The sequence below is a fragment of the Ralstonia mojiangensis genome, assembly GCF_023955645.1.
Classification (GTDB): domain Bacteria; phylum Pseudomonadota; class Gammaproteobacteria; order Burkholderiales; family Burkholderiaceae; genus Ralstonia; species Ralstonia mojiangensis.
Genome location: NZ_JAMXHU010000005.1, coordinates 174,244 through 194,046 on the forward strand (window position 1 = coordinate 174,244; position 19,803 = coordinate 194,046).

Annotated in this window: 16 protein-coding genes and 1 pseudogene; 11 read left to right on the forward strand and 6 right to left on the reverse strand. The window is 65.3% G+C overall.

Going from position 1 to position 19,803, the window contains the following annotated elements:
• Positions 1 to 187: 187 nt before the first annotated feature.
• Together cls and NG898_RS21245 are read left to right on the forward strand one after the other, a co-directional pair.
• Entirely contained in the window at positions 188 to 1,621 is a 1,434-nt protein-coding gene (cls, locus tag NG898_RS21240) for a cardiolipin synthase (RefSeq protein ID WP_252694292.1), read from the forward strand.
• A 100-nt stretch (positions 1,622 to 1,721) separates the two neighbouring features.
• Positions 1,722 to 2,984: an MFS transporter gene (locus tag NG898_RS21245; RefSeq protein ID WP_252694293.1), complete on the forward strand. Its 1,263-nt coding sequence runs from the start codon at positions 1,722 to 1,724 to the stop codon at positions 2,982 to 2,984.
• Here the strand turns inward: NG898_RS21245 and NG898_RS21250 are convergent.
• Positions 2,939 to 4,003: an AraC family transcriptional regulator gene (locus tag NG898_RS21250; protein WP_252694294.1), complete on the reverse strand. Its 1,065-nt coding sequence runs from the start codon at positions 4,001 to 4,003 to the stop codon at positions 2,939 to 2,941. The two genes, NG898_RS21245 and NG898_RS21250, sit on opposite strands and share 46 nt — an antisense overlap.
• A 143-nt stretch (positions 4,004 to 4,146) precedes the next feature.
• Here NG898_RS21250 and NG898_RS21255 point away from each other — a divergent pair, with 143 nt between their 5' ends.
• The 9 genes and pseudogenes from NG898_RS21255 to NG898_RS21295 all read left to right on the forward strand — a co-directional run bounded on the left by NG898_RS21255 (position 4,147) and on the right by NG898_RS21295 (position 13,163).
• The gene (locus NG898_RS21255; RefSeq protein ID WP_024978576.1) at positions 4,147 to 5,202 is read left to right on the forward strand and encodes a beta-keto acid cleavage family enzyme; all 1,056 of its coding nucleotides are present in this window, start codon (positions 4,147 to 4,149) and stop codon (positions 5,200 to 5,202) included.
• Between the two features lie 72 nt (positions 5,203 to 5,274).
• Positions 5,275 to 6,612, forward strand: coding sequence for a spinster family MFS transporter (locus tag NG898_RS21260; RefSeq protein ID WP_252694295.1), 1,338 nt, complete (start codon positions 5,275 to 5,277; stop codon positions 6,610 to 6,612).
• 129 nt (positions 6,613 to 6,741) lie between these two features.
• Complete coding sequence (locus NG898_RS21265; RefSeq protein ID WP_252694296.1) at positions 6,742 to 7,722, forward strand: quinone oxidoreductase family protein; 981 nt, start codon at positions 6,742 to 6,744, stop codon at positions 7,720 to 7,722.
• A gap of 9 nt (positions 7,723 to 7,731) precedes the next feature.
• A complete protein-coding gene (locus NG898_RS21270; RefSeq protein ID WP_252694297.1) occupies positions 7,732 to 8,580 on the forward strand; it encodes a TauD/TfdA dioxygenase family protein in 849 nt (282 codons plus the stop codon).
• A 57-nt stretch (positions 8,581 to 8,637) separates the two neighbouring features.
• Positions 8,638 to 9,771, forward strand: coding sequence for a porin (locus NG898_RS21275; protein ID WP_252694298.1), 1,134 nt, complete (start codon positions 8,638 to 8,640; stop codon positions 9,769 to 9,771).
• 92 nt (positions 9,772 to 9,863) lie between these two features.
• Positions 9,864 to 10,439 (forward strand): RBBP9/YdeN family alpha/beta hydrolase, encoded by a 576-nt coding sequence (locus NG898_RS21280; protein WP_252694299.1) that lies wholly within the window; start codon positions 9,864 to 9,866, stop codon positions 10,437 to 10,439.
• Entirely contained in the window at positions 10,426 to 11,145 is a 720-nt protein-coding gene (locus tag NG898_RS21285; protein WP_252694300.1) for a DsbA family oxidoreductase, read from the forward strand. The genes NG898_RS21280 and NG898_RS21285 overlap by 14 nt, the downstream gene beginning before the upstream one ends.
• A 5-nt stretch (positions 11,146 to 11,150) precedes the next feature.
• The gene (locus NG898_RS21290) at positions 11,151 to 11,468 is read left to right on the forward strand and encodes a Rieske (2Fe-2S) protein (protein WP_252694301.1); all 318 of its coding nucleotides are present in this window, start codon (positions 11,151 to 11,153) and stop codon (positions 11,466 to 11,468) included.
• Between the two features lie 47 nt (positions 11,469 to 11,515).
• Positions 11,516 to 13,163, forward strand: a pseudogene (locus NG898_RS21295) (fatty acid--CoA ligase).
• A gap of 51 nt (positions 13,164 to 13,214) precedes the next feature.
• On the opposite strand, the gene NG898_RS21300 reads toward NG898_RS21295, so the two are convergent.
• The 5 genes from NG898_RS21300 to nirD all read right to left on the reverse strand — a co-directional run bounded on the left by NG898_RS21300 (position 13,215) and on the right by nirD (position 19,779).
• Positions 13,215 to 14,582, reverse strand: coding sequence for an MATE family efflux transporter (locus NG898_RS21300; protein ID WP_252694302.1), 1,368 nt, complete (start codon positions 14,580 to 14,582; stop codon positions 13,215 to 13,217).
• Positions 14,579 to 15,193, reverse strand: coding sequence for a DUF2239 family protein (locus tag NG898_RS21305; RefSeq protein WP_252694303.1), 615 nt, complete (start codon positions 15,191 to 15,193; stop codon positions 14,579 to 14,581). The genes NG898_RS21300 and NG898_RS21305 overlap by 4 nt, the downstream gene beginning before the upstream one ends.
• A gap of 110 nt (positions 15,194 to 15,303) precedes the next feature.
• Complete coding sequence (locus NG898_RS21310; RefSeq protein WP_252694304.1) at positions 15,304 to 18,069, reverse strand: nitrate reductase; 2,766 nt, start codon at positions 18,067 to 18,069, stop codon at positions 15,304 to 15,306.
• Positions 18,070 to 18,101: 32 nt separating this feature from the next.
• A complete protein-coding gene (locus NG898_RS21315) occupies positions 18,102 to 19,334 on the reverse strand; it encodes an NAD(P)/FAD-dependent oxidoreductase (protein ID WP_252694305.1) in 1,233 nt (410 codons plus the stop codon).
• Positions 19,335 to 19,440: 106 nt separating this feature from the next.
• Complete coding sequence (nirD, locus tag NG898_RS21320) at positions 19,441 to 19,779, reverse strand: nitrite reductase small subunit NirD (RefSeq protein ID WP_252694306.1); 339 nt, start codon at positions 19,777 to 19,779, stop codon at positions 19,441 to 19,443.
• Positions 19,780 to 19,803 lie beyond the last annotated feature (24 nt).

Sequence of the window (19,803 nt, forward strand, 5' to 3'; positions counted from 1 at the left end):
ATTCGATGTCGTGTTGGGTACAGCGGGTCGAGAGGACGTCGACTTCACACCAGCATGCGACGTGCCTGAACGAACGCCACGGCCAGACTACGCGAGATGTCAGCCGGGGCAGTATCCGTGTTTGTCCGACGCCACGTGGGGCGTGTCAAAATGGCCAACGGTGTGCTGTTTTCCCCCGTTGCTTTCCATGCTGACCAACACCACGGCATTTGCCACCTTCCTCTTTCTTGTGCACTGCGTGGGCGTCCTTGCCGCCATGCATGCTGTGCTGACCGTGCGCACGTCGCAGGGCGCCATCGCGTGGGCCATCTCACTGGTGACGCTGCCGGAGTTCACGCTGATCCCCTATCTGATCTTCGGGCGAAGCACCTTTGCCGGCTACGTGGATGCGCGGCGCTTTCACAACGCCCGCCTGCGCGAAATCACCCTGTCTGACGACTGGCGCCGACTGCGCGACCATGAATCCAGCGTGGTCGCACCGCAGCACACCTGCATGCAGGCCTTGCCGCGCCTGACTGGAACGCCGTGCCTGGCGCGAAACCGCGTGCGGCTGCTCGTCAACGGCGCGGAAACCTTCGATGCCATCTTTGCGGCGATTGCGCAGGCGCGGCGCGTGCTCATCGTGCAGTTCTTCATCGTGCATGACGACACGCTCGGCCGCCGCCTGGCCGAACTGCTGCTCGACCGCGCGCGGGCCGGGGTGCGCGTGTACTTTCTCTTCGACAGCATCGGCTGCCACGCGCTGCCCCGCCACTATGTGCAGCGGCTGATCGAAGGCGGCGTGCACGCCAAGCCGTTCTCCACGCACGCCGGGTTCGTCAACCGCTTCCAGCTCAACTTCCGCAACCACCGCAAGCTCGTCGTGGTGGATGGCGAGCGCGCTTACGTTGGCGGCCACAACGTCGGCAACGAATACATGGGCGAAAAGCCGCCGCTTGCCCCGTGGCGCGACACGCATATCGAGATCGTCGGTGCCGCGGTGATGGACTTGCAGCTGACCTTTGCCGAAGACTGGTACTGGGCCGCGCACGAAGTGCCGCAGCTGATCGTTCCCGAACTGCGGCCCGAAGAAGACATGGTCTGCCAGGTGGTCGCCAGCGGCCCGGCAGACAAGCAGGAAACCTGCTCGCTGTTCTTCATGGAAGCCATCCAATCGGCACGCAAGCGGCTGTGGATCACGTCGCCGTACTTCATTCCAGACGAAGCTGTATTTGCCGCGCTGCGTCTGGCCGTGCTGCGCGGGGTGGACGTGCGCATCCTGATCCCTTCGCGGCCGGACCATCACATGGTGTTCCTAGCCTCCACGCTGTATGCATATCAGGCGATCCGCGCCGGCGTGAAAATCTACCGCTACCTGCCGGGCTTCCTGCACCAGAAGGTCGTGCTGATCGACGACGAGGCCGCCGCCGTGGGCAGTGCCAACCTCGACAACCGTTCGTTCCGCCTGAACTTCGAGTTGATGATCATGACCGCCGATTCGCGCTTCGCCAACGACGTCGCGCAGATGCTCGAAGCCGATTTTGCCGAAGCGGCCCGCGTTGGCCGTGACGAATACGAACACGCACACCCGCTGCGCCGCGTGATCATGCACGTCGCCAAGCTGTTCGCCCCCATCTTGTAATCACGCTCCGAATTCCGAGTTCCGAGTTCGCCCGCAAGAAGCGGAGCGCATCGAGGCATCGCCGTCCCTACCCTGAAGCGAACATTTTCAGGAGTGTGCGATGTCTGATTCCCATGATCTTGCTGCCGACCGTCTGCCGCCGGGCTTCAACCGGCTCGCGGCCTCGAACCTGGCCGCGCAATCAGCCGAGCAAATTGCGCTGGCCGCCATGCCAATGGTTGCGGTGCTCACCCTGCATGCCGACGCCAGCACGGCGAGCTGGCTGCAAGTGGCGCTCACGCTGCCGTTCGTGCTGTTTGCCATTCCCATTGGCATGCTGGCGGACCGTTGGCCCAAGCGTGCGTTGATGGCCGGCGCAGAGGCGGTGCGCGCGCTGGCGTTGTTTGTTGTGGCGGGCTTGCTGGTGGCCGGGCGGTTGAACCTGGCTGCGCTGGGCGGGCTGGGTTTCATTGCCGTGTGCGGCACGGTGGTGTTCAGCGTGGCGGCGCCTGCGCTGGTGCCGTCGCTCGTGCCGGCAGCGATGCTCGCGCGCGCAAATGGCCGCATCGAATTGGCACGCACGATTGCTTTTGCGTGCGGCCCCGCCATCGGCGGTGCGTTGGTCGGCTGGACCGGCTCGATGGCGGCGTTCGCGCTGGCGGCGGCGTTGTCCGCCATGGCTGCGGCACTGCTGGCCGGCGTGGCCGCTCCGGTGCCCGTGGCGCGGCACGCGGCGCATCCGCTGCGCGACATTGCCGAGGGCGCCCGCTTCGTGTTTCACCATCCGCTGCTGCGGCCGGTGTTCATCACGCAGTGCGTCTTCACCATGGCGTTCTTCATGGTGATTGCCATCTTCGTTCCGTATGCGGCGCATCGGTTGAACCTCTCTGCGCAAGCGATTGGGCTGACGCTTGGCATGTACGGTGCGGGCATGGTGATCGGCGCGCTGCTGGCCGCGCGCATTCTGGCGCGCTGGCGCTTCGGTCATGTGGTGGCGACCGGCCCGGTGTGCGGGCTGGCAGGCGGTGTTCTGCTTGCGGCCACGCTCTGGCAGCCGTGGCCTGCGCTGGCACAAGCGGGGTTCTTTCTGCTGGGTTGCGGGCCGATTCTGTGGGTGGTGAGCACGACGACGCTTCGGCAGACGGTAACGCCGCCCACGCTGCTGGCGCGCGTATCTGCAGTGAATGTGATGTCGTATGGCGCCCGGCCGATCGGCGCCGCAATGGCCGCGTGGCTCGCCGCACACGCCGGTGCGGGGGCGTGCCTGCTGATGGCGGTGGCGGGCTTTGCGCTGCAGTTGCTGTGCATCCTGCAATCGCCCGCGGTGCGGCTGGCGCGTCAGCCGCGTGCGGATGATCCGTCGGCCGGGCTGGAGCCTGCCTGAGCTGCGTCGCCACCCCGATCACCGCGCTGCACATCGCGCCACGCACGCGGCGTCATGCCAAAGTGGGCGATGAACCAGCGCGTGAACGAAGCCTGCCGCGTGTAGCCGAGCAACGCGGCCACCCGCCCGATCCGGTAGCTCGGGTTCGCCATGTAGCGAACGGCGAGGTTGTGCCGGACCTCCTCCACCAGGTCAGAAAACGTCATGCCGGCCGCTTCCAACTGACGTTGCAAGGTCCGCACGCTCAGGTGGAGGTGATCAGCCACCTGCTCCACCGAGGCACGCTCCAGCGGCAGCAACAGGTAAATCGCGCGACGCACGTCCTGCACCACCGCCTCTTGCGCCGACACGTTGAGCGGCTCGGCAAGGCTTTCCGCGTAACGCACGAGGGCCGGGTCAGCGGCAGGGTTGGGCGTCTCCAGATCGGCCGCCGCGCAGACGATGCCGTTGAAGTCGCTGCCGAACACGATGGGGCAACCGAACACGCGCCGATGCAGGCTGACGTCGCTGGGGGCGGCATGTGAGAAGTGGATGCTGCGCGGCTTCCAGTGAACCCCCAGCAGCGCGCTGCACGTCCGCGCCAGCACGCCGACGGCCAGCTCGTTGGCCTGCCGCAGCGGCACCGGCGTCTCGGTGATGACCTCTTCGCGAATGACCACCATGTCGCCATCGGATTCCAGGTAGATCGCCAGCGCCTCGTTCAGCAGGTGGCGGTACTGGATGATGGCCTGCAGTGCCTCGCGCAGCGTGCGCTTGTGGGCCAGCAACAAGCCAAGCACACCAAAATCCAGCTCCTGGCGCGCCTCGGCCATCTGCAACCCTAGCGTCGGGCACGGGGCGCTCGCGGCGGTGATCTCCATCAACTGGCACGTCGCCACGACGGACACTGGCTGCTCTGGATCGGTCAGTCTGGCCGGGTCCAACCCCACCTGCCGCAGCGCTTCCTGCGGGTTGAAACCAAGCCGCCGCACGACCTGGAAATAGCCGTTGAGCGAGCGGGCACGCACCATCGTTTCCATAGGTTTCAGTGGGCTTCGAGCCGTCTTGGTGTTTACACGGAATGGCGCCAAAAGAGAAAAACTTGGCGCCAATTGAGAAATTCAAAGCTACCGCTTCCCTATAGTGAAGTCCAGCCGAGACATCCCCTACAGGAGCCCCCAACATGCAATTCCTCGATGATTCGCTGCACCCGGAAAACCAGGACAAAGTCGTCATTACCGTTGCGCCGTACGGCCCCGAATGGATGCCGGAAGATTTTCCCGAAGACATTCCGGTCACGATGGAAGAACAGGTGCAGAAGGCCGTCGATTGCTACAACGCCGGCGCGACCGTGCTGCACCTGCACGTGCGTGAACTGGACGGCAAGGGCTCCAAGCGGCTCTCGAAATTCAACGAGCTGATTGCCGGCGTGCGTGCGGCGGTGCCCGACATGATCATCCAGGTAGGCGGCTCGATTTCTTTTGCGCCGGAAGACGAAGGGCAAGCCGCCAAGTGGCTGTCGGATGACACCCGCCACATGCTGGCGGACCTGACCCCGGCACCCGATCAGGTGACCGTGGCCGTCAACACCACGCAGATGAACATCATGGAGCTGCTGTATCCGGCATATCTGGAGGGCACATCGCTGGCCAATCCCGCGCTGGCTGCAGCCTATGCAGAAATGACCGTGCCCGCCGGCCCCGCCTGGCTCGAGGAGCACCTGCGTCGTCTGCAGGCCTCCGGCGTGCAGCCGCACTTCCAATTGACCGGCATCCACGCGCTGGAAACGCTGGAGCGCGTGGTCCGGAAGGGCGTCTACAAGGGCCCGCTCAACCTGACCTGGATCGGCATTGGTGGTGGCTTCGACGGCCCCAATCCGTTCAACTTCTTCAACTTCATCCACCGTGCGCCGGATGGCTGCACGCTGACGGCCGAGTCGCTGCTCAAGAACGTGCTGCCGTTCAACATGATGGCCATGGCGATGGGCCTGCACCCGCGCTGCGGCATTGAAGACACGATCATCGACCAGCACGGCAACCGCATGACGTCTGTACAGCAGATCGAACAGTGCGTGCGCGTGGCGCATGAACTGGGCCGTGAGATTGCCAGCGGCAAGGAGGCGCGCGCCATCTACCGCATCGGCGTGCAATATGACAGCGTTGAAGAAACGCTGGCGAAGAACGGCATGTCCCCCAACCGTGCCCCGAACGTGAAAAACCTGCCGCTGCGTGCGGCCTAAACTAGAAGCCGCAGTATCACCGGGCCCAACACAGGCGGCGCTCAACGCAAGCGCCGCCACTCGGAGACAACCATGAATCTGCATGCCGCCGACCCGCGCGCAGACCACGACGACTACCTCGTCAGCCGACCCCAGGCGTGGTTTGCGTTTGCAATGACCTTTGCACTGATGCTGTTCGATTACATCGACCGGCAAGTCATCGTGTCGCTTTTCCCGCATCTGAAGACCGCCTGGGCGCTGTCCGACAAGCAACTTGGCGCGCTCGTCTCGGTCATCTCGATCGTGGTGGCGGTGGGAGGCCTGCCGGTGGCGCTGTTGGCCGACCGCTACAGCCGCGTCAAGAGCATCGTTGTGATGGCCACCGTATGGAGCCTGGCAACGATCTCCTGCATGTTCACGCGCAATTACGGACAGCTCTTTACCGCGCGCGCCATCGTGGGCGTGGGTGAAACCGGCTACGGCTCGGTGGGCGCGGCGCTCATTGCCAGCCTGTTTCCCAAGCGGCTGCGCGCCACGTTGATGGGCGCCTTCTTTGCCGCGGCATCTGTCGGTTCGGTATTGGGTGTGTTGCTCGGTGGCGTGATTGCAGCGCGCTGGGGCTGGCAGGCGGCATTTGGCGTGGTGGGCGTACCGGGTCTGGTGCTGGCGCTGCTGTATGTGTTCGTGCCGGACTACAAGACGGTGGCGATGGCGGCTGGGGGCCCGCAAGTGCGGCAGCCCGCAGGCACGCTCCTGCAACGCGTTGCGGGCGCGCTCACCAGCTCGCGCACGCTGTGGTGGACGTGCCTGGGTGCAGCCTTCCAGTTGATCGTCGTGTCGACCATCTGGGCGTGGCTGCCGAGCTACCTGAATCGCTATCACGGGACACCGCCGGATCGTGCTGCCATGCAAGCCGCACTGGTGGTGCTGTGCGGTGCGTTGGGCGCCTTCGTGTGGGGTGTGGTGGCCGATGTGGTTGCAGCTCGCCGCCAGCGCAACCGGCTGATTGCCGTGGCTGTGCTGGCCGTGGTCACGCTGCTGGTCTTCATGGCGGCGTTCGGCATGAGCATGCCGGCCAACCAGCAGTTCCTCATGATCGCCTTCGGCGGCTTCTTGATGACGTGCACGGTGGCGCCAGCTTCCAGCGTGGTATTCGACGTGGTGCACCCCGGCGTGCGCTCAACAGGCGCTGCGGTGCTCTCGCTGTTCCAGAACCTGTTCGGCCTGGCCATCGGGCCGTTTGTGGGCGGCGCCATGTCCGACGCGTGGGGTCTGCAGACCGCTCTGGCAGTGATGCCGATCTTCGGCGTGGTTGCAGCAGGCTGCTTCTTGCTGGCCGCACGCAGCTACGAAGCTGAACTCAAGCGCGTGGCCAACGTGTCGATCGACGCCGCGCCCACCGCCGCACCAGCCGCCGTGGCTTCCGCATGACGGCCTGACTCCGCTAACCGCGCGCCGCCACAAGGCATCTCCCCTCTCCCGCCTTGACCGCGTCTCGCCAAGCGAGCCGCGCGGGCGGCGCGCACCCCAAACATCTGAAAAAGAATCCAGGAGATATCCATGGCAACCGCAGTCCGCTTTCATGAAACCGGCGGCCCCGAGGTCTTGTGCTGCGAGACCGTCGAAGTGGGCCAGCCCGGCCCGGGGCAGGTCCGTCTGCGCCACGAAGCCGTCGGCCTGAACTTTGCCGACACCTACTTCCGCTCGGGGCTCTATCCCGTACCCCGCCCCGCCGGCATGGGCGTGGAAGCGGCGGGCATCGTTGAAGCCGTGGGTGATGGCGTGAGCAACGTCGCCGTGGGCGATCGCGTGACCTATACGGGCTTCATCAACACGCTGGGCGCGTACAGCACCGAACGCCTCATTCCGGCTGCACCGCTCATCAAGCTGCCCGCTGCCATTGCCTGCGAAACCGCCGCCGCCATGACCATGCGCGGCCTGACGTCGGCCTACCTGCTGCGCCGCATCTACCCGTTTGCGAAGGGCAACACGATCCTTCTGCATGCGGCCGCCGGCGGCGTGGGGCTGATCGTCTCGCAGTGGGCCAAGCTGCTTGGGCTGACCGTGATCGGCACGGTATCGAGCGAAGCCAAGGCCGACATCGCCCGCGCGCACGGCTGCGACCACGTCATCAACTACGCGCACGAAGACGTTGCAAAGCGCGTGCGCGAACTGACCGACGGCGTGGGCGTGAACGTGGTGTTCGACAGCGTGGGCAAGGCCACCTTCGATGCCTCGCTCGATTCGCTCAAGCGACGCGGCCTGATGGTGTGCGTGGGCACGGCTTCGGGCCCGATCCCGCCGTTCAACCCGCAACTGCTGGCGATGAAGGGATCGCTTTACCTGACGCGCCCGGCCCTGGCCGATTACATCGCCGATCCGGCCGAGAAAGCCGAGCTTGCCGGCGAGCTGTTCGATCACGTGGCGGCCGGTCGCATCAAGATCGAAATCCACCAGCGCTACGCATTGGAAGACGCCGTGCAAGCCCACCGCGATCTGGAATCGCGGAAGACGACGGGCTCGTCCGTCTTCGTCATCTGAGGGGCCGCCATGCGTATCGAACAACTGACCAACGCCCTGGGTGCCGAGCTGACCGGCCTGCAACTGGCTGACGCAATCGAAGACGAAGGCCTGTTCGGCGAAATCCGCAACGCGCTCCTCAAGCACCGCGTGATCTTCCTGCGCGATCAGGACTTGAGCCGCGCACAGCACGTCGCGTTCGCCCGCCGCTTTGGCGATCTGGAAGACCATCCCGTCGCTGGCAGCGACCCCGAGCACCCCGGCCTGGTGCGCATCTACAAGACGCCCGACCACCCGAACGACCGCTACGAGAATTGCTGGCACGCCGACACCACGTGGCGCGAGGCACCGCAGTTTGGCGCCGTGCTGCGCTGCGTGGAATGCCCGCCCGTGGGCGGCGACACCATGTGGGCCAACATGGTGCTGGCGTACGAAAATCTGCCGGAAGACGTCAAGCTCGACATTGCAAACCTGCGCGCCCGCCACAGCATCGAGGCCAGCTTTGGTGCCGCCATGCCCATCGAAAAGCGTCTCGCACTCAAGACGCAATATCCTGATCCGGAACATCCCGTGGTGCGCACGCACCCCGAAACTGACGAGAAGGTGCTGTACGTGAACGGTTTCACGACCCACTTCACGAACTATCACACCCCTGGGCGCGTGCGCTACGGGCAGGACGCCACGACAGGTGCATCGGAGCTGCTGCGCTACCTGATCAGCCAGGCCTACATTCCTGAATACCAGGTGCGCTGGCGCTGGAAGCCAAACAGCGTGGCCATCTGGGACAACACCGCCACGCAGCACTACGCGGTCATGGATTACGCGCCGTGCCATCGGAAGATGGAACGCGCCGGCATCATCGGCGGCAAGCCGTTCTAACGATCGACGGGACACATCGGACCCGTCGGCGATAACACCAAGAGGAGACCCTGCAACATGAAGACGAAGCACATCGCCCCCGCTGCACTGCTGGCCTGCGCTGGCGCGGCCTGCGCGCAATCCGGCGTCACGCTGTACGGCGTGGTGGATACCAACATCGAATATGCGACCAACCTGGCGGGCGCCACGCCGGGCAGCTCGGGCAACCGCGTGTCGATGCAAAGCGGCGGCCTGTCGGGCTCGCGCTGGGGCCTGCGCGGCGTGGAAGACCTTGGCGGCGGCCTGAGCGCGCTGTTCGTGCTCGAAAGCGGCTTTGCAAGCGACACGGGCCAATCGCAGCAAGGCGGCCGGTTGTTCGGACGACAGGCCTACGTTGGGCTCAAGAGCAGCACGATCGGGCAGTTCACCTTCGGCCGCCAGTACACGACGCTCTTCCAGTTGCTGGCCAACTTCGAGCCGATGGCGTACTCCACGCAGTACGAACCGGCCGCCGTGCAGACCGGCGTGAATTTCCGGTCCGACAACACCGCCATGTACACGGGCAACTTCGGCCCGGTGGCTGCGCAGGCGCATTGGTCATTCGGCACCGGTGCACCGAGCGCCAACCCCACCGGCGGCGGCAACGGCGAGGTGCCCGGCCAAGCCCGGCGCGACAGCGGCTACGGCGCGGGGGTGGCGTACTCGGCTGGCCCGCTGGGTGCCACGCTCGCGTATGACCAGTACAACCCCAGCACCCCGCTGGGCGGTGGCGCGTTCAGCTCCGGCACGGTGCGCAAGGCGGCGCTGGCCGGAAGCTATCTGGTGGGCGATGTGCTCAAGGTCATGGGCGGCTACCGCTGGGGCCAGAACAAGAACGCCAACGGCAGCGTGGCGCTGCGCGACGACTACTTCTGGGCCGGCGTGAACTATCAGGCGACGAACGCCGTGATGCTCTCGCTCGAATACTCGTACCAGAAGATCAAGACCATCAACAGCGCGCCGTCCACGCAGGCCAACCCGTGGCAGGTCGCGTTCATTGCCGACTACACCCTTTCCAAGCGCACCGATCTGTACCTGACCACGGCCTATGCGCGCAACGCGGGCCTGGCGCTGGACCAGGCCACGGTGGACCTCAACGCCACCGGCTACGGCCTGGGTGCTGGCAAGACCAGCATGCTTGGCGCGGCCGTCGGTATTCGCCACAAGTTCTGAGCGGCCCACACCACGGGAGGCGGACTCCGCCGTCTCCCCGGTCGGCATTCGAGGAGGGTGACCTCCTCGTTTTTTCTTCATGGCGTTCCATCATGACGTTGCCCAACATTTCTCCCACCATCCTCATCGTGCCCGGCCTGCGCGACCACGTGGCCGAACACTGGCAGACGCTGCTCGAAGCCAAACTCCGGGCGGCAGGCCACAAGGCCGCGTCGGTCCCGCCGCTGGAAGCCGACAAGTTGAGCTGCGCGGCACGGGTGACGGCGTTGGACAAAGCCGTCAGCGCCATCGACGGCCCGGTGATCCTGGTGGCGCATAGCGCAGGCGTGATGATCACCGTGCACTGGGCCAAGCGGCACGCGCGCAAGATCCACGGTGCCCTGCTGGCCACCCCGGCCGATCTTGACACGCAGTTGCCGTCGGGCTACCCCACGCAGGACGTGCTGCAGAAGAATGGCTGGCTGCCCTGCCCCCGGCGTCCGCTGCCCTTTCCAAGCATCGTCGCCGCCAGCCGGAACGATCCGCTGGCATCGTTCGAACGCGTGGCCGGCATGGCCGCCGACTGGGGCAGCCGTCTGGTCGATCTGGGAGACATCGGTCATTTGAACCCTGCCGCCGGCTTCGGCCCGTGGCCCATGGCGGAAACGCTGATCCATGAACTCGATTGACTCGCCCGCGCAGGCGAAAGCCGCCGAGGCGAACCGTCGAAGCACCGGGCTCACGGTCGATGTCTTCTTCGACTTCATCTGTCCGTGGTGCTGGATCGGTACGCGCCATCTGGCGAGCGCGCTGCGCACGTTCGCGACGCTGTATCCGCAAGTGAAGACCAAGGTGCGGTGGCGCCCATATCCGCTGCTGCCGGACACCCCGGCGGAGGGATTGCCCTACCAGGCGTTCTATCTCAGCCGCCTCGGCAGCCCCACTGCCGTGTCGATGCGGCGTACTCAGGTGCAGCGCGCCGGGCAAGCGGCCGGCATCGACTTCGACTTCACACGCATCAACGTCCTGCCCAATACCGAGCGCGCGCACGATGTGGTTCGGAAATATCGCCGGATCGACGCGGGCGGACAGCCAGCCCAGCTCATCGAGCGCATCTTCAGTGCCTATTTTTTGGAAGGCGCCGACATCGGTGACGAAGACGTGCTGCAGCGCCTGGAGTTCGAGCACGACATCGCCCAGGCGATGGCGCCCGGCGCGTGCCCACCGAGCGTCTGCAAGCCAGTGGGCCGCGGCGTGACCGTTTCCGGGGTGCCGCATTTCATCTTCAACTCGGACGTGGTGATTTCCGGCGCGCATCCGGCAAGCACGCTGGTGCGCGCCATGCAGAACGCGCTGTCGCTATCGCCACTGCAATCGCAAGAGGACGCGCAGTGAACACCATGGCGTCCAATGTCACCGTGGCCTCGGCCGGCGAACTGAGCGCCGGAGAACGCAAGCTCGTCTTCGTCAACGGCCGCAGCATCGTCCTGTTCAACGTTGAAGGCCAGCTTCATGCTATCGACAACAGTTGCCCGCACAACGGCGCATCGCTGGCGGGCGGGCGTCTGAACGGCAGCGTATTGCAGTGTCCGGCACACGGCCTGCGCTTCGATCTCGCCACCGGTTGCATGCCTGGGCCCGGCGGCCTGTGCCTGAAAACCTACCCCGTTCAGGAGACCGACGGCCACGTCGTTATCCAGCTGGAAGACGCCAGCTGATTCGCCACGCGCGATTCGAACCTGCACACTGAACGAGACCATTCAACATGCATGCGAACCTCATCACCCCGACACCTTCGGCCTACACGTATCCGCTGCTCGTCAAGCACTTGCTGACCAATGCGCAATGTCTCTACGGCGAACAGGAAATCACGTATCGCGGTGCGCTGCGCTACAGCTATCGCACGTTTCGTGAACGCATCGGCAGGCTCGCATCGGCACTGAGCGCGCTGGAGGTCCAACACGGCTCGACCGTGGCCGTCATGGACTGGGACAGCCACCGCTACCTCGAGTGCTACTTTGGCGTGCCGATGATGGGCGCAACGCTGTTCACCGTGAACGTGCGGCTCTCTGCTCAGCAGATTCTCTACACGCTCAACGATGCACAGGCCGAGGTCGTGCTGGTACACGCCGACTTCCTGCCGCTGCTCGAAGATATCTGGGACGGACTGACGAGCGTGCGCCACGTTGTGGTGCTGGCTGACAACGCCCCCATGCCGCACACCACGCTGCCCGTGGCAGGCGAGTACGAAGCGCTGCTCGCCCATGCATCGCCCGATTTTGCATTTGCCGACTTCGACGAACGCACGCGGGCCGCAACCTTCTACACGACCGGCACGACTGGTGACCCCCAAGGGCGTGAGCTACAGCCACCGCGACATCGTGCTGCATACCATGGCGACCGCCACCACGCTGTGCGCACCGCGCGATGGCCAGCGCCTGCACCGTGAAGACGTGTACATGCCGATCACGCCGATGTTCCACGTCCTGGCGTGGGGCATGCCGTACATCGCCGTCATGCTGGGCCTGAAGATCGTCCTGCCGGGGCGCTACGCAGCCGATCTTCTCCTCAAGCTGCACGACACGGAGCGGGTCACCTTCTCGCACTGCGTGCCGACGCTGCTGCAGATGCTGCTGCAGGCAGCGGAAGGCGGCATGCACGATCTGTCGGGATGGAAGGTCCTCATTGGCGGCTCGGCGTTGTCTCCGGCGCTGTGCGAGGCGGCGCTCGCGCGAGGCATTGATGTGTTTGCCGGTTATGGCATGTCGGAAACCGGCCCCGTGGTGGCGCTGGCGCAACTGCCGCCGGGCCGCAAGCCCGCAGACAGGCAGGAAGATATCCGCATGCGCTGCGCCACAGGGCGCCCGGTGCCGCTGGCCGAATTGCGCATCGTCGACGAGCATCTGCGCGATGTGCCCCACGACGGCAAGCATCAGGGCGAGATCGTGCTGCGTACGCCGTACCTCACGCAGGGTTACTTCAACAAGCCGGCAGCATCGGAAGAGCTGTGGGCGGGCGGCTACCTGCACACGCAGGACATCGCCGTCATGACGCCCGATGGCTTTGTGCAGATCGTCGACCGCATCAAGGACGTCATCAAGACGGGCGGCGAGTGGGTGTCGTCGATTGAAGTGGAAAGCCTGATTGCCCAGGTGCCGGGCGTGCAGGAGAGCGCAGTGATCGGTGTGCGCGACGCCAAGTGGGGCGAACGGCCGATGGCGTTTGTCGTCGGCAAGCCGGGGGCGCGCCTGAAGGCGGAGGCCATCCGCGATTGCCTGCTCGCACACGCTGAAGCCAAACGCATCAGCAAATACGCCGTGCCGGAGCTGGACCGTATCGCCTTCGTGGCGGAGATCCCGAAGACGAGCGTTGGCAAGATCAACAAGAAAGCCTTGCGCGAGAACGTGGCGTAAGCCACACGCGCTCCACCGCCGGCCGCACCTGTGGCAGCCGGCGGCGGTGCGTCAAACCATGCGGCGGATGCCGAACCGCTGCGCGCGGCGGCGCCACACGAACGCGTAGTACAGCCCCTGCATCACGAACATGGCAAGGAAGGCGGCCGGGTATGCAGCCCAGATGCCGTCGGTGCCGATATGCCGGCTCAGCACCCAGGCCACCGGCACTTCCACCGCCGCGATGGCGAGGATGGAAATCGCCGTGGGCGCCATCACCGTGCCGCTAGAACGCATCACGCCCGAGAAGACGCTCGCCATGCCAAAGATGACCGAGCTCCACAGCGAGATATGCAGCAGGTTCTGGGCAAGGCTCATCACCTCCGTGTTCGTGGTGAACCAGCCGATGACAGCGCGCGAGAACAGCAAGGCCATCACCACCAGCACGCCGGTAATCGCCACGTTGAGCCACAGCCCGGTGCGCGTGATGGCGTCGAGCCGCTCCGTATTGCCCGAGCCAATGGCTTGCGCGCCAAGGATGGACGCCGTAATCGCAATCGACATGGCGGGAAACTGCACGTAGCTGATGATCTGCGTGCCGGCGCCGTAAGCGGCCGTTGCATCGGAGCCGAAACCGTTGACGAATGACAGCAGTGCCAGCTCGGCAATCGAGATCACCACAAGCTGCACGCCCGTCGGCACGCCAATCTTCAGCACGGTTTTGAGCACCCCGAAATCAACCCACAGGTGCCGCGCCAGCACGGCATCCGGCGCGAGCGGATGATTGCGCCGGCGCAGGAAGAAGGCGAGCCACACCAGCGCGACAGTGAACGAGATGATGGTGGCCACAGCGCCGCTCGCCACACCCAGTTGCGGCAAGCCAAACCAGCCGCGAATGAAGGTGGGCGTCAGCACCAGCCCGATCGACGTCGACAGCGCGAGCGTACGCAGTGGCGTGCGCGTGTCGCCCACGCCGCGCATCATCGCCGTGGCGAGCAGGTAGACGAACAGCCCCGGCATGGCATAGAGCATGACGCTGGCGTAGAGCGTGGCGTCTTGCAGGATGTCGGCCGGCGTGCCGAGCCAACCCAGCAGCGCGTTGGCGAAGGGGCCACCCAGCAGTGCCACCGCCAGCCCGACGATGAAGCCCACCGACAGCGTGGTACCCGCAACGGTCTTAACCGCCTCGGGCTTCTTGGCGCCCCAAGCCTGCCCAATCAACACCGCCGCCCCGGAGCCCAGTCCGATGATGAAGGCGATGAAGAAGAACAGGATCGGGAAGAACGCCGACACCGCGCCGAGCGCCTTCACGCCCAGCATGTGTCCGACATAGACGTTGTTGAGCGTGCCCGACAACGATTGCAGGATGTTGGCCAGGATCAGCGGGCCGAGGAATGCAATGAATGTTCGCCACAACGGGCGAGCAGCAGGCGCTGTCATGCAGCCTCCTGTTGAGGGTTGAATGCCTGGCTCGCCAGTTCGCGCGCAAAGTCGCGCACGTCGGCAGGCCAGGATTGAGTAAGGGATTCGAACGCCATGGCATCTGCGGCAAACAACGCACGGGTGGCATCTTCAAAGCCTGCGGCGTTGCCGGCCATGGCGGACATGAAGCGATACGCCGCCTCTTGCGCAACACGGCGGCGGTCTGCGCCTTCGGCGGCGCGGCGCGCATCTTCCACCAGCTTGCGCAGCGTAACCGACGCCCCGCCCGGCTGCGCGGCCAGCCAATCCCAGTGGCGCGGCAGCAAGGTCACCTCGCGCGCAATCACGCCCAGCTTGGGGCGGCCAGGGCCACGCGGGCGGCTTTCGGATTCGGTGGGTTCAACGGCAGATGGGACGGCGCGATCGAGCCGCGCCAGCACGTCTTCAACCGTGCCGCGCAAGTCGAATTCCACGGGCTGTGCGCTGGTGTTGTCGAACACCAGCACTTGCGATTCGGGATGCGCATTGAGGTGCGTCTTGACGGCCCGTGCGACATCGCGGACGGGCCCGCCGGCCAGGCGTTGTGTGCCGGCAAAGGCCGTGCACGCGTGGATTGCTGCGGCATCCATGAGAAGCGCTCCTGCTGAAGTTTCAACAGGAACGCATTCTACCCGGGTTTAATTGGATGTCAATATTACCCGGGCATAAAAGCGGTCTAGCGCGTAACGTGATGCAAAGGTCATGCGGCCTGCTGCACGCTCGCCTCCACCAGCAGCCGCTTGAGTTCCGGCACGCACGAGCCGCAATTGCCGCCCGCCTTCAGGCAAGCCGTGATCTCGCCGGTGGTTTGCAGGCCCTTGGTGCGGATGGCATCGCAGATGGTGTTGCGACCCACGCCAAAGCACGAGCACACGGTTGGCCCCACATCGACGCCCGCTTCGATCGGCTGGCCGAGCAGCACGCCCGCGCGATCGACGTCTTCCAGGCGCTCTTGCGCGAACAGGCCTGCGAGCCAGTTGCGCGACGGCAGATCCGGACGCGGTGACAGAAACACGCAGGCTTCGATGCGGTCGTCCACCACGTGCACGGCGCGGTAAACACGCGCGGTGGTGTCTTCATATTCGAGCCAATCGGCATGTGGGTCGGTCACGCCCAGCAGCGCGCGCGCCCAATCATGTACAGAGCCAAGATGCTGGCGGCCGGCCAGCTCATAGCGCACGAATTGCTTGCCTTGAATGCGCGTCCACCACGTTGCATCGTCGGTGTTGAGCGCGCGGCGCGAGAGCACAAAGCCGTGCCACGCCACATCGAACGGTTCGACCATCACCGGCGTGTGCTTGAACTCCGGCTCGCCGGACACGGGGTCGACCACCGGATTGACGACCGCGCCCACGCGCGCATCGGAAGCAAACTGGCCGTTCCAGTGGATCGGTACGAACACGTTGCCGCGCGCGATTCCGCCCGTCATGCGCACACGCGCCACCACACTGCCCCAGCGCGACGACACACGCGCCAGGTTGCCTTCGCGCACGCCGGCCAGGAGCGCATCGTGCGGGTGCAGATCGACGAACGGTTCGGGCACGTGGTCCGCCAGCTTGGGCGCGCGGCCGGTGCGCGTCATGGTGTGCCATTGGTCGCGCACACGGCCGGTGTTGAGGATGAGCGGATATTCGCCATCTGCCGCATGCGCGGGCGCACGGGCAGGCGTCGGCACGAAACGCGCGCGGCCATCGGCGTGGGCGAAACGGCCATCGCTGAAGAGGCGCGCTTCGCTGTTGCCTGACGTTGCGATGGGCCATTGCACCGGCGACATGTCGTTGTATGCATCGGCATCGAGCCCCGTCAGGCCGCCCAGATGGAAGGCACGACGCGTGCCGCTCGCATCGTTGGCGTAGGCGGACAGGCGTGCGTGTTCATCAAACACATCGCCCGGGCTCTTGAAGTCGAAGCCGTCGTAACCCATGCGGCGGGCAACGTCGGCGATGATGTCCCAGTCGGCACGCGCCTCACCGGGAGCCTGCAGAAAGGCGCGCTGGCGCGAGATGCGACGCTCGGAGTTCGTCACGGTGCCGTCTTTCTCGCCCCAGCCCAGTGCGGGCAGCAGGATGTCGGCCAGTACGGTGGTGTCGGTGGCTTCAACGATGTCGGAAGCGACGACGAGCTCGCACTTGGCCAGCGCACGGCGCGCCTGGTCCGCATCGGGCAGGCTGACCACGGGGTTGGTGCCCATGATCCACACGGCCTTGATGCGCCCGTCCTCAATGGCGTTGAACAGATCGACCGCCTTGAGGCCCACCTTGTCGGCCATGCGCGGTGCGCCCCAGAACGTCTGCACGAGGTCGCGATGCGAAGGCTCGTTCAGTTCCATGTGCGCGGCCAACATGTTGGCCAGACCGCCCACTTCGCGTCCGCCCATCGCATTCGGCTGGCCGGTAATCGAAAACGGCCCCATGCCCGCACGGCCGATGCGACCGGTGAGCAGGTGGCAGTTGATGATGCTGTTGACCTTGTCCGTACCCGCTGTCGATTGGTTGACGCCCATCGAGAACGCCGTGATGGTGCGTTCGGTATCGGCAAACCAGCTGTAGAAGGTCAGCAGATCGTCTAGCTTGAGCTTGCAGGCCTTGGCGATGGCTTCGACGTCGTGGCTCTCGGTGCCGGCGGCTTCCAGTGCTGCGTCCGGGCCGTTGGTGTGCAGCGTGACGAAGTTCCGGTCCACCACACCGCGTCGCGAGAGAAACGACAGCAGGCCATTGAACAGCCACACATCGCTGCCGGGCTTGATGGGCAGATGCAGGTCGGCCAGCTCGCACGTGGCGGTGTGGCGCGGGTCAACCACCACCACCTTCATCGCAGGCCGCGCTTCCTTGGCGCGCACGATGCGCTGGAACAGGATCGGGTGGCACCACGCCGTGTTGGAGCCCACCAGCACGACGAGGTCTGCCGCTTCCAGATCGTCATAGCAGACGGGCACGAGGTCTTCGCCAAACGCGCGCTTGTGCCCGGCCACGGCTGACGACATGCACAGCCGTGAGTTGGTATCGATGTTGGCCGTGCCGATAAAGCCCTTCATCAGCTTGTTGGCGACGTAGTAATCCTCGGTCAGCAACTGGCCGGAGACGTAGAGCGCCACGGAATCCGGGCCGTGCTCTTCAGCGATGCGGCGAAAGCCGTGCGCGACCGCATCGAGCGCGGTGTCCCACGACACGGGTTGCAATGGCGCCGGCTTGGTGAGCTGCGCAGCGTCCACATCATGCGAGCGATGGCGCATGGCCGGGTGGAGCAGCCGGCCGTCCAGGCTGACGGTCTCGCCCAGCGCCGAGCCTTTCACGCACAGGCGCCCTGCGTTGGCGGGATGCGTCGGATCGCCTTGAATGCTGACACTGCCATCCGCCTGCGGGGTCGCAAGCACACCGCAGCCAACACCGCAGTACGGGCAGGTGGTGCGCACCGTGTTGGCTGCGGTATCGATTGCCGGGTGGATGGGGATGGTCGTCATCGTCATGAGATGGCCTTGGGTGTCAGGCAGATCAGAGATCAGGCGGCTTCTGCTTCGCACAGCGCGCGGCCAAACAACAGGCGCTGGCGAATCGGTGTGATGGGGGTCTGGCGCTGGATCATGTCGAAGTACCACGGGCCATCGGCTACGTCGCCGTATAGCACTGCGCCGACGATGCGGTCTTCCTTCAGCACAAGGCGCTTGTAGACGCCGCGGCGCGGGTCGCGCAGCACGATGTCTTCGGTGCCGTCGCCGCCGATGAAATCGCCCGCCGAATACAAATCCACGCCCGTGACCTTCAGCTTGGTTGCCGTGGCCTGCTGGATATAGCGGCGGTGTCCGGCGCCAGCCAGGTGCGCGGCACACACGCGGGCCTGGTCCCAGATGGGTGCAACCAGACCGAACGTTGCGCTGCGGTGTTGCACGCATTCGCCCACGGCGTAGATGCGTGGGTCATAGGTTTGCAGCGTGTCGTCGACGATGATGGCGCGTTCGCAATGCAGGCCGGCGGCCTTGGCAAGCTCAATGTTCGGGCGCACACCGGCAGTCATGACGACGAGGTCGGCGGGAATCTGGGTGCCATCCTTGAACCGCACGGCGGTCACACGGTCGGTGCCAAGCAGCTCCGCGGTGTGCGCGCCCAGCAGGAAGCGCAGGCCCTTGGCCTCCAGCGCCTTCTGCAACAGCTTGGCGGCCGGCTTGTCGAGCTGGCGCTCCATCAGGCTGTCGGGCAGGTGCACCACGGTTACGTCCATGCCCTGACGCATCAGGCCGTTGGCGGCTTCCAGCCCAAGCAGGCCACCGCCGATGACGACCGCATGCCGGTGGTTGCGGGCCGCCTCCAGCATCGTCTCCACGTCCTGAATGTCGCGAAAGGCGATCACGCCGGGCAGCAGATGCCCCGGCACCGGCAGGATGAACGGCCGCGAGCCCGTAGCGATCAGCAGGCGGTCGTAGCGCACCTCCACGCCGTCGCGCGAGCGCAGTGTGCGGCGCGGGCGATCGATAGCAACCACCGGGTCGCCCGCGTGCAGCGTGATGTGGTGCTGGTCGTACCACTCGCGCGTGTTGAGCATGATGTCGTCAACCTGCTTCTCACCCGCCAGCACAGGCGAGAGCAGGATGCGGTTGTAGTTGCCGTGCGGCTCTTCGCCGAACACGGTCACGTCGTACAGGTCCGGCGCCAGCTTGAGCAACTCTTCGACCGTGCGCATGCCGGCCATGCCGTTGCCGATGACGACCAGCTTGGGGCGTACGGTCTTGGCGTTCATGCTGCCCTCTCCTGAAGGTTGTCGGTCATTTGATTCACTCAGTGCCGGTGGCCATCGGCATTTGCCGCCGTGTGTCTGCCCACTGCGCAGGGCAGCCGATTACGGCTCATGCCGCTACCCAGACCTTGCCGTCTTCCACCTTGGTTGCGTAAGCATGTACGGAGTTGGCGGGCGCTTCCAGGCACTCGCCCGTGGTCAGGTCGAAATGCTGCTTGTAGATCGGCGACGCGACGACAATGCGCTCGCCCAGGTTGCCGACCAGCCCGCGCGAGAGCACGGCGGCATCGGAGTTCGGATCGTAGTTGCCGATGGCGTACACGCCCTGCGGTGTGTTGCCGCCCACACGGAAAACGGCGACCTGGTCACCTTCCACCAGCGCACAGACGCCGGTGTTGGGAACGATGTCGTCCAGGGCACAGATCGGGGTCCAACGGGATGCTTGCATGGCGTCCTCCTCTTCCTCTATCAA

Excerpts from the sequence above, each read along its gene's own strand:
- nirD (WP_252694306.1), bottom strand. The coding sequence starts at position 19,779 with ATGCAAGCATCCCGTTGGACCCCGATCTGTGCCCTGGACGACATCGTT.
- NG898_RS21285 (WP_252694300.1), top strand. The coding sequence starts at position 10,426 with ATGAACTCGATTGACTCGCCCGCGCAGGCGAAAGCCGCCGAGGCGAAC.
- NG898_RS21265 (WP_252694296.1), top strand. The coding sequence starts at position 6,742 with ATGGCAACCGCAGTCCGCTTTCATGAAACCGGCGGCCCCGAGGTCTTG.
- NG898_RS21290 (WP_252694301.1), top strand. The coding sequence starts at position 11,151 with ATGGCGTCCAATGTCACCGTGGCCTCGGCCGGCGAACTGAGCGCCGGA.
- NG898_RS21310 (WP_252694304.1), bottom strand. The coding sequence starts at position 18,069 with ATGACGATGACGACCATCCCCATCCACCCGGCAATCGATACCGCAGCC.
- NG898_RS21275 (WP_252694298.1), top strand. The coding sequence starts at position 8,638 with ATGAAGACGAAGCACATCGCCCCCGCTGCACTGCTGGCCTGCGCTGGC.
- NG898_RS21270 (WP_252694297.1), top strand. The coding sequence starts at position 7,732 with ATGCGTATCGAACAACTGACCAACGCCCTGGGTGCCGAGCTGACCGGC.
- NG898_RS21280 (WP_252694299.1), top strand. The coding sequence starts at position 9,864 with ATGACGTTGCCCAACATTTCTCCCACCATCCTCATCGTGCCCGGCCTG.
- NG898_RS21250 (WP_252694294.1), bottom strand. The coding sequence starts at position 4,003 with ATGGAAACGATGGTGCGTGCCCGCTCGCTCAACGGCTATTTCCAGGTC.
- NG898_RS21260 (WP_252694295.1), top strand. The coding sequence starts at position 5,275 with ATGAATCTGCATGCCGCCGACCCGCGCGCAGACCACGACGACTACCTC.
- NG898_RS21300 (WP_252694302.1), bottom strand. The coding sequence starts at position 14,582 with ATGACAGCGCCTGCTGCTCGCCCGTTGTGGCGAACATTCATTGCATTC.
- NG898_RS21305 (WP_252694303.1), bottom strand. The coding sequence starts at position 15,193 with ATGGATGCCGCAGCAATCCACGCGTGCACGGCCTTTGCCGGCACACAA.
- NG898_RS21245 (WP_252694293.1), top strand. The coding sequence starts at position 1,722 with ATGTCTGATTCCCATGATCTTGCTGCCGACCGTCTGCCGCCGGGCTTC.
- NG898_RS21315 (WP_252694305.1), bottom strand. The coding sequence starts at position 19,334 with ATGAACGCCAAGACCGTACGCCCCAAGCTGGTCGTCATCGGCAACGGC.
- cls (WP_252694292.1), top strand. The coding sequence starts at position 188 with ATGCTGACCAACACCACGGCATTTGCCACCTTCCTCTTTCTTGTGCAC.
- NG898_RS21255 (WP_024978576.1), top strand. The coding sequence starts at position 4,147 with ATGCAATTCCTCGATGATTCGCTGCACCCGGAAAACCAGGACAAAGTC.